General features: G+C 44.2%; 13 protein-coding genes. 12 read left to right on the forward strand and 1 reads right to left on the reverse strand.

Annotated elements, in window-relative coordinates:
* Positions 1 to 146: 146 nt before the first annotated feature.
* Complete coding sequence (groES, locus tag PY364_RS13820) at positions 147 to 458, reverse strand: co-chaperone GroES (protein WP_007353484.1); 312 nt, start codon at positions 456 to 458, stop codon at positions 147 to 149.
* 347 nt (positions 459 to 805) lie between these two features.
* Between groES and PY364_RS13825 the strand changes: the two genes are divergently transcribed.
* The 12 genes from PY364_RS13825 (at position 806) to PY364_RS13880 (ending at position 11,078) form a co-directional block, all read left to right on the forward strand.
* A complete protein-coding gene (locus PY364_RS13825) occupies positions 806 to 1,255 on the forward strand; it encodes a ferredoxin (protein ID WP_275523305.1) in 450 nt (149 codons plus the stop codon).
* A gap of 387 nt (positions 1,256 to 1,642) precedes the next feature.
* On the forward strand, positions 1,643 to 2,281 hold the full coding sequence (locus PY364_RS13830) for a response regulator transcription factor (protein ID WP_275523306.1): 639 nt from the start codon (positions 1,643 to 1,645) through the stop codon (positions 2,279 to 2,281).
* Between the two features lie 332 nt (positions 2,282 to 2,613).
* A complete protein-coding gene (locus tag PY364_RS13835) occupies positions 2,614 to 3,135 on the forward strand; it encodes an NYN domain-containing protein (RefSeq protein ID WP_019487804.1) in 522 nt (173 codons plus the stop codon).
* Positions 3,136 to 3,276: 141 nt separating this feature from the next.
* The gene (locus tag PY364_RS13840; RefSeq protein ID WP_275523317.1) at positions 3,277 to 4,962 is read left to right on the forward strand and encodes a 2-isopropylmalate synthase; all 1,686 of its coding nucleotides are present in this window, start codon (positions 3,277 to 3,279) and stop codon (positions 4,960 to 4,962) included.
* Entirely contained in the window at positions 4,952 to 5,371 is a 420-nt protein-coding gene (locus PY364_RS13845; protein ID WP_275523307.1) for a putative toxin-antitoxin system toxin component, PIN family, read from the forward strand. Before PY364_RS13840 ends, PY364_RS13845 begins: the two co-directional genes overlap by 11 nt.
* A gap of 11 nt (positions 5,372 to 5,382) precedes the next feature.
* Positions 5,383 to 5,823: a hypothetical protein gene (locus PY364_RS13850; protein WP_275523308.1), complete on the forward strand. Its 441-nt coding sequence runs from the start codon at positions 5,383 to 5,385 to the stop codon at positions 5,821 to 5,823.
* Between the two features lie 17 nt (positions 5,824 to 5,840).
* On the forward strand, positions 5,841 to 6,641 hold the full coding sequence (locus PY364_RS13855; RefSeq protein ID WP_275523309.1) for a class I SAM-dependent methyltransferase: 801 nt from the start codon (positions 5,841 to 5,843) through the stop codon (positions 6,639 to 6,641).
* Between the two features lie 148 nt (positions 6,642 to 6,789).
* Positions 6,790 to 7,035, forward strand: coding sequence for a hypothetical protein (locus PY364_RS13860; RefSeq protein ID WP_275523310.1), 246 nt, complete (start codon positions 6,790 to 6,792; stop codon positions 7,033 to 7,035).
* Positions 7,019 to 7,264, forward strand: a complete 246-nt coding sequence (locus PY364_RS13865; protein ID WP_275523311.1) for a hypothetical protein — start codon at positions 7,019 to 7,021, stop codon at positions 7,262 to 7,264. The genes PY364_RS13860 and PY364_RS13865 overlap by 17 nt, the downstream gene beginning before the upstream one ends.
* Positions 7,265 to 7,322: 58 nt before the next feature.
* Positions 7,323 to 8,129 (forward strand): 5'/3'-nucleotidase SurE, encoded by an 807-nt coding sequence (surE, locus tag PY364_RS13870; protein WP_275523312.1) that lies wholly within the window; start codon positions 7,323 to 7,325, stop codon positions 8,127 to 8,129.
* A 131-nt stretch (positions 8,130 to 8,260) separates the two neighbouring features.
* The gene (locus tag PY364_RS13875; RefSeq protein ID WP_275523313.1) at positions 8,261 to 8,653 is read left to right on the forward strand and encodes a hypothetical protein; all 393 of its coding nucleotides are present in this window, start codon (positions 8,261 to 8,263) and stop codon (positions 8,651 to 8,653) included.
* Positions 8,654 to 8,966: 313 nt separating this feature from the next.
* A complete protein-coding gene (locus tag PY364_RS13880; protein WP_275523314.1) occupies positions 8,967 to 11,078 on the forward strand; it encodes a tetratricopeptide repeat protein in 2,112 nt (703 codons plus the stop codon).
* Positions 11,079 to 11,255 lie beyond the last annotated feature (177 nt).

Raw genomic sequence — 11,255 nt, forward strand, 5'->3', positions numbered from 1 at the left:
TCTTAACCATTAACCGTTAAGCCATTAGCCATTAACCGTTAAGCCATTAACCGTTAAGCCGTTAACCGTTAGCCATTAGCCATTAGCCATTAGCCATTAGCTATTAGCTATTAGCCATTAGCCATTAGCCATTAGCCATTAGCCATTTAGTCAACGATCGCCAGAATATCTTTTTCGGCAAGTAAGACATATTCATCAGTGCCGAGTTTGATGTCGGTACCGGCGTACTTGGAGTAAAGAACCTTGTCGCCAACCTTGACATCCATTTCACAGCGAGTCCCGTCATCGTTGCGCTTGCCGGGGCCTACTGCTGCAATTTCCCCTACTTGAGGCTTTTCTTTCGCGTTGTCGGGTATATAAATACCACCAGCCGTCTTTTCTTCGCTAGCGCTAACTTTCACGAACACGCGCTCGCCTAAAGGTTTAACGGTAGAAACACTCAGAGATACTGCTGCCATACAAAATCCTCGCTTATTACAGCCTTTGCAAATTTTTAAGAGTTAAGCCTTGGAAGGAGAGGGTAAGTATTTTTACTCTGTACCTTCTGCCTTTTGGCTTATTTCGTTGAGAGTTAGCACTCTCGACTCCTGAGTGCTAATTTAACTGGTTAAGGGGGCGATCGCAACTAATTTCTCAGTACGGGTTCCCGAACTAATTTAGGGTAGGACTTACACAAAACTCTTCGTAACGTAGCCTACACCCCTAGTCCCTTCTTCCCCTAGTCCCTTCTTCCTCTAGTCCCTTCTTCGTAGTCAGCACCCCAGACAGTGCGAAAATAGGAACGAAGTTTCACGCCATCAGCCCTATGTCCGATCGAGAATCAATCGCGATCGCCACCTCGAAATCCTTAGACAGTAGCCAAAACAGCGAAGAATCTTGTACCTCAAGCTTAACCGCTTGCGTCAAAAGTCTGGGACTGGATCGAATCGAAAGGCACATTTTTATCTGTGCCGATCAAACCGTACCCAAGTGCTGCGACAAACAAGCCAGCTTAGAAGCTTGGAACTATCTAAAAAAACGCTTGCAGGAACTACAATTAGATAAACCTTCAGGCGATCGCCCAAGTTGCGTCTTTCGCACCAAAGCCAATTGTCTGCGCGTTTGTAGCAACGGCCCGATTATGGTCATCTATCCAGATGGTGTGTGGTATCGGAATGTCACACCTCCCATCATTGAGAGGATCGTTCAAGAGCATCTTATCGGTTCCCACATAGTTCAGGAATATGCTTTTTTAATTCATCCTCTGCCAGATTAGGGCTTATGTACTCGGGAACATTTCCTGTGGCGATGGCGATGGCGATCGCCATCGCTAGGAATTAGATTACAACGGCTAGTTATCAAAGGCAAAATCAGGCTTTGCTCTTCCCAGCCGCCGCTCAAAACATTCAATCGTGTAAGTAGGCAGTATAGTGAAATTTCTCTATAGTATTCAGAAGTTGCAATCAATAAAGCTTTCTATTTGGAACAGCCTTAGACCTGCGCTATCGAACAAGAAAAATACTAGAATGACTGGATAGCTAAGATGGCTTAATAAATGAGTTCGCTTACCCTAAATTGGCTGAAAATAAGCAGTCTCAAGCACGTTTTATCAGAACTGTACTAGAAAAACTTATACTGTAGGCTCAAAGCACTGGAATTACGCATGAATACAACCGACCCAAAACGGTTAATGTTGGTTGACGACGACCCCAACTTGATACTGCTAGTCAAAGATTATCTAGAGTTTCGGGGCTACGATGTCGTCACAGCAGAAAATGGCCGAGAAGCCCTGGAAAAACTAGAAGAGGATCTTCCAGACTTGATCATCTGTGACGTGATGATGCCAGAGATGGACGGATACACCCTAGTCAAGCACGTCAGAGAAGATCCTCGCACCAGTTGGATTCCAGTTTTGTTTCTGTCTGCCAAGGGTCAAAGCCAAGATAGAGTTAAAGGTCTTAGTACGGGGGCTGACGTTTACATTGTCAAGCCTTTTGAGCCAGAAGAACTCGTAGCACAAGTAGAATCTTCCCTCAAACAAGCAACGAGACTGATTAGCCACCAAAACAATGCGATCGATAATGGGCCAAAAATGAAGGCCCGCCGCAACGTCGATTTAACTCCGACCGAGTTAAAAGTGGTACAGTTGGTGTCCCAAGGTTTGGCAAACCGCGAGATAGCAGATGTGATGAATGTCAGCCAGCGGACAATTGAAAGCCATGTTAGCAATATGTTGGGCAAGACAGGCCTCCACAACCGGACGGAGTTGGCTCGCTGGGCTCTGGAGAGCAAAAAGGCTTAAGCTTAAATTGCTGCAATTGAATCAGAGAGGGAGGGAAGAGCGTGCAAAAACTAGGAGCAGGCTAGAGGGCTGCAACAGGGCAATAACTATTGTTTTTAGCGGAGCGATCGCCAAAGAGACATTTGCCATCAAGTTGCCCTCAGCCGATACCTCTGGTCAAAGGCAGCCTGCTTATGAGATGAAAGCAACTCTGTGGCAGTAGAGCCTAAAATATGAAATACTGGGGAAATGGAAATTTCTTAATTTTATTCCATTGCCTAGGTTAACTCCATGTTGCTAAAATCTAATACTTAGATTAAATTCCTTTCTACAATTATTAGGTCTAAGTTTTTATGTCAAACTCCATGAACCGTCTGTCTATTTTTGTAGACGGGAACAATATGTTCTACGCTCAACAAAAAAATGGCTGGTTTTTCGATCCGAGACGAGTGTTGGAATATTTCAAGAATGCACAGCAAAATGTAATGCTGATTAATGCTTTCTGGTATACGGGTCTTAAAGACCCTCAAGATCAAAGAGGATTCCGAGATGCTTTGATTAGCCTAGGCTACACAGTTCGCACTAAAATCCTCAAAGAATACTACGATGACGCTTCTGGCAGATATTCTCAAAAGGCTAATTTAGACATAGAGATAGTCGTAGATATGTTTAATACAGTGGATCAATACGACCAAGTTGTACTTTTCAGCGGGGATGGGGATTTTGAGAGGGCGATTGAGCTGCTAAGATCGAAAAATACTCATATTACTGTCGTATCAACCGAAGGGATGATTGCTAGAGAACTCCGTAATGCTACGGATCGCTACATCGACCTGAACGAGATTCGCGAACATATTGAGAAAATAGATTATTAGGAATAATTGGTAATGGGTAATTGGTAATTGGTAATTGGTGATTATCATGTATTTTCCCATATTCTTATACCAGATTTTTTCCAGATGTTGGAACAAAGTTTCAATCACAACTTAACTCAGGAGGGCTACGGTTTTACTACCATGAAAAATCAATCAAGACAAGACCGGATTATTATTTTTGATACGACCTTACGGGATGGGGAACAGTCCCCTGGGGCTGCCTTGAATGTGGATGAAAAGTTGACGATCGCGCGCCAGTTAGCGAGATTGGGCGTGGATGTAATTGAAGCAGGTTTTCCCTATGCTAGTCCGGGGGATTTTGAGGCGGTACAAAAAATCGCTCAGACGGTTGGTGTGGAAGGTGGCCCGACTATTTGCGGTTTGGCGAGAGCTAGTAAAAATGATATTGAAGCAGCGGCTAAGGCTTTAGAACCAGCAGCTAATCGTCGGATTCATACATTTTTAGCAACGTCTGATATTCACTTAGAATATAAGTTGAAGAAGACGAGAGCGGAAATTTTGGCAATCGTACCGGAGATGGTTGCTCATGCTAAATCTTTCGTGGAGGATGTGGAATTTTCCCCAGAAGATGCGTGCCGTTCCGATCGAGAGTTCTTATATCAAGTGCTGGAAAGAGCGATCGCGGCAGGGGCGACAACTGTTAATATTCCTGATACGGTTGGTTACACAACTCCGGCTGAATTTGGCGCTTTAATTCGTGGCATTAAAGAAAACGTTCCTAACATCGACCAAGCGATTATTTCCGTTCACGGACACAACGATCTAGGCTTGGCGGTTGCTAACTTTTTGGAAGCAGTGAAAAATGGGGCGCGGCAGTTAGAATGCACGATTAATGGTATTGGGGAACGGGCGGGAAATGCGGCTTTAGAAGAGTTAGTAATGGCGTTGCACGTCCGTCGTCAATATTTTAATCCGTTCTTGGGACGACCAGTAGATTCTGAGGAATCTTTGACTAATATTGACACTCGCCAAATTTATAAGACTTCGCGTTTGGTTTCGACTTTAACGGGGATGTTGGTGCAGCCAAATAAGGCGATTGTAGGGGCGAATGCTTTCGCCCACGAGTCAGGAATTCATCAAGACGGGGTTTTGAAGAATAAGCTGACTTATGAAATTATGGATGCTACATCAATCGGTTTGACTGATAATCAAATCGTTTTGGGCAAACTTTCTGGCCGCCATGCTTTCCAAAGTCGGTTGAAAGAATTGGGTTTTGAACTGTCAGATGATGAGTTGAATAAGGCGTTTGTCAAGTTTAAGGATTTGGCAGATAAGAAGAAGGAAATTACTGATTGGGATTTGGAGGCGATCGCGAACGATGAAATTCATCAACCGCCTGAGCTTTTCCGGGTAGAATTGGTGCAGGTTTCCTGTGGCGATCGCGCCAGGCCAACGGCGACGGTGACGCTGAGGACACCAACGGGCGAAGAATTGACGGATGCTGCGATCGGCACTGGGCCAGTGGATGCTGTGTACAGGGCCATTAACCGCGTGGTAAACGTACCGAATGAGTTAATTGAGTTTTCTGTACAGTCAGTGACGGCGGGAATTGATGCGATCGGAGAGGTGACAATTCGGTTGCGACATGAGGATCAAGTATTTTCCGGCCATGCTGCTAATACTGATATTATTGTCGCCTCAGCACAGGCTTATATCGGTGCGTTGAATCGCCTTTATGCCGCATTGAATCCAGGTTTTGAAACTTCTACTCAGAAACTCATGCGGCTAATGGATGAAATTGGCAACGAAGCAGAAAAGCGAGGTTTAACTCCTGAAATATTAGAGTCTATTCTCAATGAGAAATAAGCAGCGCTTTGTTGTTGATACCAATGTGGTAGTTAGCGCAATGCTATTTCCTCGTTCTAAGCCTCGCCAAGCTTTCGATAAGGCAATTAACAGCGGCAAAATTTTAATTTCTCTGTCTGTTCGAGATGAGCTTGGTGAGGTCATTACTAGGGCAAAGTTCAACAGATATACGTCAGAGGAGAAAAGGCAACAATTTTTCGACCATCTGATTGAAAAAGCAGAGATGATTGAGATTACTGAAACTATTACTGCCTGTAGAGATCCGAAGGATGACAAGTATCTGGAACTTGCTGTTAACGGCAATGCGGGTTTTATTATCAGTGGAGATAATGACTTGCTGATATTAAGCCCGTTCCAAGGTATTCTAATTTTGAATCCTGAAGAGTTCTTGCAGTTAAATGTAATCTAGTGTGAGGGCAAATGAGGAATTTCTGGGTGTGGATGTTGTTGCTTAGTTCAGCAATTTTGACTTGGGATTTGATTGGATGGAAAAGTGCGATCGCTGCGACAAGCAATGCTAACATTCAACATACAAATCCCCCTCTTCAAGTGGCTGAAACTCAACCAAATATTTCAGATTTAGTCACACCTACTGACTCGGCTTACGCAGCACTACAAGTTATAGTAGAACGATACGGTTGCATTCCCCCAGACTTTTACTATCGTTGCCAAGGGCGATGCAGCCCTAATATGACTCGGATCGAATTTGCAGAGGTTATAAATTCCTGTACAGAGCTTTTCAATATGTTGATCGCAGAGGGTAAAATTGACTTGGTTCACAAGGAAGATATAGCTACCATGAAACGTTTGGAGCAAGAATTCGCTACTGAATTGGCTACTCTCCGGGAACGTAATAGATGATTTAGGAACTCATTAAAATGCAAGATGAAACACTAGAAAAAGAGCGACAATTCCATGATGCTTGGGCATCAACAATTGATGTCGATGGCATTCGAGTTAAAGATTATTTTGAAGCCTGCACCGCCCCCGAAAATCGATTTATTCTCAGACAATTAGGTGATATCACAGGAAAAAAGCTCTTAGATTTGGGCTGTGGTGCAGGTGAAAATAGCGTTTACTTCGCTAAAAAAGGTGCGTTATGCGTAGCAACTGACTATTCACCCGGAATGGTAGAAGTTGCTCTGAAATTAGCAGAGACAAACGGCGTGAAAATTGAAGGTTGCACTGCAAATGCGATGGAATTAGAGTTTCCAGATAATACCTTTGATATTGTTTATGCCTCGAATTTGTTACACCATTTGCCAGAACCTAAAATGGCAATTCGGGAAATGCACCGAGTGCTTAAACCAGGTGGAAAAGCTTGTTTTTGGGAACCGCTGAAACACAATCCTGTAATTAATGTTTATCGGCGGATGGCAACAAAAGTGCGGACTGAAGATGAAACTCCTCTTGATATTAATATTGTTAAATTTGTAAATTCTCTGTATTCAGATGTGGCTTACGATACTTTTTGGCTGGCTACGCTTTGGATTTTTTTACGCTTTTATTTGATAGAAAAGGTGCATCCAAATAAAGAGCGCTATTGGAAGAAAATTATTATCGAACAAGCAAGGTTAGAGCCAGAATATCGGCGGTTAGAAAACTTAGATAACTTTTTGAAGAAATTGCCAGTAATGAAGCGATTTGCTTGGAATTTGGCAGTAGTTGCGAGGAAATAAAAATTGCAGATATACACGGAATATAAAGATTTTTAGTTTAATGGTAATTGGTAATTGGTAATTGGTAATTGTTCCCCCTCTTTCTCTAGTCCCTAGTCCCTAGCCCCTAGTCCCTTCTTCTATAATTGGTAATTGAAGACTGCTATTTGTGAATAGGCAATGCTATGATAAGATTTTTTATGCCACAATTGAGGATAAGACAATTTACCCAACAGCACCACAAGCACTCATGTGCTTGATTGTTTGCCAGTCGTTGTCCGACTTATATAGGGACATCCAGCTATTCCGTTTTAATGCTCAAAGAGGATATGTGTTTATTATGACTGGCGATGAAATTCAAATTATTGTATTTCGAGATGGAACTTGGAGGTTTATCAATGAAACCGAATTTTGAAAAAATGTCCAACAAAGAACTAACAGCTTATGTGCTAGAAAATCGCGAGGATATGGAGGCGTTGGATACTCTCGTCGATCGCCGAACTCCAGACTCAGAAGCGACCATATACCCTACCATGTTTACTGAAGACGGCGTGCCAATAAAACGAAACATTGATATAGGAAAGGAAGCGATCGCGCAGAGAGTTGAGCAAGTAAATCAAAAACAGAAAAACTCTCAGAATTGAGAGTAGGAAATACAGAGCGATCGCGTAAACTAAAATAGTTATATAACTACAAAACTTGATGGTAAAACTATTAATTAGCAACGACGACGGCATCTTCGCTCAAGGCATTCGTAGTCTTGCCAACACCCTCGCCGCCGCAGGTCACGATGTTAGCGTAGTTTGTCCTGACCGAGAACGTTCCGCCACCGGACACGGCCTCACCCTTCACCAACCAATCCGGGCCGAAATAGTTGATTCCATCTTCGATCCAAAAGTGAAAGCTTGGGCTTGTTCCGGTACACCCGCCGATTGCATTAAACTAGCTCTATGGGCATTACTTGAACAACGGCCAGACTTTGTACTTTCCGGTATCAATCACGGCCCTAACTTGGGAACAGACATCCTCTACTCTGGTACAGTTTCCGCTGCAATGGAAGGCATCATCGAAGGCATTCCCAGCATTGCCTTTAGCCTAGCTAGCTACACTTCGCGGGATTTTCAAGCGGGAGTAAACTTTGCTCAAAATTTAGTAGCGAACTTGATTGAAAAGCCAATGGCAGAGCCAATGTTATTGAACGTTAACATCCCAGCCGTCCAGCAGAAAGAAATTGCCGGAGTTGCGATCGCACGTCAAGGCATCCGCCGTTATTTCGATATATTTCAAAAACGAGTAGATCCGCGAGGCAAAAGTTATTATTGGCTTGCAGGAGAGTTATTAGAAGAAGTTGAAGAAACCACAGACCCACCTCTTCCCCATGATATACCAACTGATGTACAAGCAATTCGCCAAAATTACATCACCCTCACCCCACTACAATACAACCTGACTTATGCCGCTGCGCTACATCATCTGCCAGAGTGGAAATTTGAAAATTTTGGAAACTGAGAAGCGGCAATTGAGCTGATAGGAGCGGTAGACTAAGAAGTAAGGATATGTGCCTCCTCCGAGCTATGCCGTAGGCGTTAACACAGAGTCGCAATTGGTCGTTGGTCTCGCAAACTACAACTAAAACAGTTATGAACGCTCCCACATATAATACTCATTCCGTCACCTGCCCGATTTGCAATCATTCCAGCGTCATAGGCCCCGTTGGGATGTTTAGCGGTTTGTTCACTTGTCCCCACTGTCATTCCCATTTAGTCATTAGCTGGAGTGGCCATTACGTTCGCGACCCCTTCACTATTAAGCAGCTCAAGGTAGGACGGATGCTCAGAAGACAGAGCAGACCCTTGGCTCGCATTCAGCGGGACTTTGGAATTGCCAAACATTTACCGCTGTTAGCTATTCTTGGTAGTGTGGTATTTTTAGGCTTTACGATCGCGGCGGCTGACCCATCACACCAGCAACAAAAACCTTTTCAAGACTTATGGGAGTGGGTGAACGGCACTGGGGAATCAAAGACTCCTTAATCCTAAGAGTTTACCACAGAAATTTTTACAAGTAATAAATTGGTTATTTGTTAGAGGAGGTTGTTTGAGAAAGTCCCAATTAAAAGTATCAGTGTCCTCTATATCATTCCGGTACTACTGAAACTATTTTTCCAGTTGTCCTGAAGAGCTATAAGAGCTGCGTATTTTGGAGTTAGCACCCACCCATTATCTCATAATCATTGCGGCAAACCCTAACAGGATGGGCATGGGGAGCGAAAGCTGTTAGCTATTAGCGCGATCGCGAGGGTGCGTTGCTGCCAAATACTACTTTCTCATAAGTGAGTTAAGGTTTATGCAGTTCAAGAAAGTGGCTCTTTTGACTCTGGCTGCCCTCGCATCCCAGAATTTAACTGGCGAAGGCAGCAGCTTTGCTAACTCTCCAACCCCTAATCGCGATACGCCCCAAGGGAACTACAAAGCCGATCGCAGTAGTGATACCGCACCTGTACCGATTCAGTCTGTTAGCGCTCCTGAAACCCTTGCCAGCGAACAATTTACGGCTGGAAATGCGAGGTTGGAAGCTTCGCAGGGGTGGCTAATGGCTGCTCAACCTGAGTTTTCTGTAACAGCAAAATCGGTGGCGATCGCGAAGCCCGCTTTAGACATCGCGGCGGTACTTAAAGAAACTTGGCTGGCAAAACTGGTAGAATTAAGTGCCGATCGCAGTCCCCAAGTCCGCGAGGCGATCGATGCGATCGCTCTCCGCACCAATGTAGATCCTCAATCTGAGGGCGCTTTTAACAATACCGTCACTCTCCTCAACGCTTTATTAATTGTTTCTACTCTCTTACCTGGTGTAACAATTGCTTTCTTTTGGCTAGTTCGGAGATTGGTAGTCAGAGAGTTAATTGCCGATGCGAATAAGCGGCTCAGAGGCATTGGAGTAATGGAATCAGAACTAAAAACTTCTAGCGAACTTTCTCAAAGATTAAAAGAAGAATTAGAAGCCCAAATGAGTGCGGCTAAACATTCTGTTGAATTTATAGCTAGAGAAGCTGAACTTTCCCGATCTTCTATTGACCAAATTGAAACCCTAAAATCGCAATTCTTAATGCACTTGCAAGTTTTGCTGACTGAAGTTTACCAAACCAAGTCACAAACTGTACAAGAACTGGCTCAGATTCCGGCTGTGGCGAGGCAGGAAGCTATAAAACCAGAATCTCAGTTAGAGGCTACTAATTCGAGGTCGAACGTTGTTCCCTTCCAAAAACCTCAAGAAACTTTAATTGCTGACGATTATATAAAACAAGGTGAAGCGCTTTATTTTGAAGGTCGTTATCAGGAAGCGCTAGTAAGCTTTGAGAAGGCAATTTTAATGAATGCCGACATAGATGAAGCTTGGTATAACCGAGGGAACGTATTAGTAAAAGTGCAGCGATTAGAAGAAGCGATCGCCTGTTACGATCAGGCAATTGGACTCAATCGCGACTATTACGAAGCTTGGTACAATCGTGGTAACGTTTTAATGAGATTACAGCGTTACGAAGAAGCCGCTGCTGCCTACGACGAAGCGATCGCGCTTAAACCAGAGGAATACGGCCCTTGGCACAACCGCGCCGCTGCGATGGGAAGATTGCAGCGCTATCAAGATGCGATCGCCTCCTACGAAAAAGCTCTGAGTATTAAATCCGACGATCCCGAAGTGTGGCACACTAGAGCCGCAATGCTAGGAAAATTGCAACGCTACGCAGAAGCCGTCGCCTCCTACGACCAAGCCTTGACGATCGGAGCTGACAGATACGAAACTTGGTACAATCGAGGTAATATGCTGTGGAGATTGCAGCGCTACGCAGAAGCCATCACCTCCTACGACAAAGCGATCGCCATTAACCCTGATAAATACGAAGTTTGGTACAATCGGGGCGCAGTCTTAGGGAAATTGCAGCAGTATGAAGAAGCGATCGCCTCTTACGATCGCGCGATCTCTATCCAGCCAAACGACTATGAAATTTGGCACAACCGAGGCGTAGCTTTCGGGAGACTTTCAAAGTACGTAGAAGCGATCGCATCTTACGAACAAGCTATAGCCATTCAGCCTCAGTGTTACGAAGCTTGGTTTGGTAAAGGCGAAACCTTCGCAAAATTGCAGGAATATGAAGAAGCGATCGCAGCTTACGATCGCGCAATTGCGATCAAACCCGAATCCTACGACGCTTGGCGACACAGAGGTACAGCCTTCTCAGAATTAAAACAGTATGAAGAAGCAATGGTTTGCTATGACAAAGCGATCGCCATCAAGCCAGACAACGCCGAAGCTTGGCGCGATCGAGGAGCCCTACTATCAGAATTAAAACAAGATTCAGAAGCAGTAGCATCCTTGAGCCAAGCCATTTCCATCCAACAAAACTTAGCCAGAAACCCTGATAATTCTGTACAACAAAATAGTAGCGTTGCTAATGGCTAATTGCTAATTGCTAATGGCTAATTGCTAATTGCTAATTGTTAATTAAAATAGCACCTACCAAACCTGCTTAAATATCACCCTTATTTCTTAGTCCGCGTAGGCGGACTTTGTTTGTATAGTAGCGGTTTCAACCGCCAACTGACTTCCGTAACGCCGCCCTCTGGGCGGTCAAATTAC

Origin of the sequence: Kamptonema sp. UHCC 0994, from assembly GCF_029167235.1 — a bacterium.
GTDB lineage: Bacteria > Cyanobacteriota > Cyanobacteriia > Cyanobacteriales > Microcoleaceae > Kamptonema.

Bases quoted from the DNA above. Each gene is read 5' to 3' on its own strand.
- groES (WP_007353484.1), bottom strand. From the start codon at position 458: ATGGCAGCAGTATCTCTGAGTGTTTCTACCGTTAAACCTTTAGGCGAG.
- PY364_RS13825 (WP_275523305.1), top strand. From the start codon at position 806: ATGTCCGATCGAGAATCAATCGCGATCGCCACCTCGAAATCCTTAGAC.
- PY364_RS13830 (WP_275523306.1), top strand. From the start codon at position 1,643: ATGAATACAACCGACCCAAAACGGTTAATGTTGGTTGACGACGACCCC.
- PY364_RS13835 (WP_019487804.1), top strand. From the start codon at position 2,614: ATGTCAAACTCCATGAACCGTCTGTCTATTTTTGTAGACGGGAACAAT.
- PY364_RS13840 (WP_275523317.1), top strand. From the start codon at position 3,277: ATGAAAAATCAATCAAGACAAGACCGGATTATTATTTTTGATACGACC.
- PY364_RS13845 (WP_275523307.1), top strand. From the start codon at position 4,952: ATGAGAAATAAGCAGCGCTTTGTTGTTGATACCAATGTGGTAGTTAGC.
- PY364_RS13850 (WP_275523308.1), top strand. From the start codon at position 5,383: ATGAGGAATTTCTGGGTGTGGATGTTGTTGCTTAGTTCAGCAATTTTG.
- PY364_RS13855 (WP_275523309.1), top strand. From the start codon at position 5,841: ATGCAAGATGAAACACTAGAAAAAGAGCGACAATTCCATGATGCTTGG.
- PY364_RS13865 (WP_275523311.1), top strand. From the start codon at position 7,019: ATGAAACCGAATTTTGAAAAAATGTCCAACAAAGAACTAACAGCTTAT.
- surE (WP_275523312.1), top strand. From the start codon at position 7,323: ATGGTAAAACTATTAATTAGCAACGACGACGGCATCTTCGCTCAAGGC.
- PY364_RS13875 (WP_275523313.1), top strand. From the start codon at position 8,261: ATGAACGCTCCCACATATAATACTCATTCCGTCACCTGCCCGATTTGC.
- PY364_RS13880 (WP_275523314.1), top strand. From the start codon at position 8,967: ATGCAGTTCAAGAAAGTGGCTCTTTTGACTCTGGCTGCCCTCGCATCC.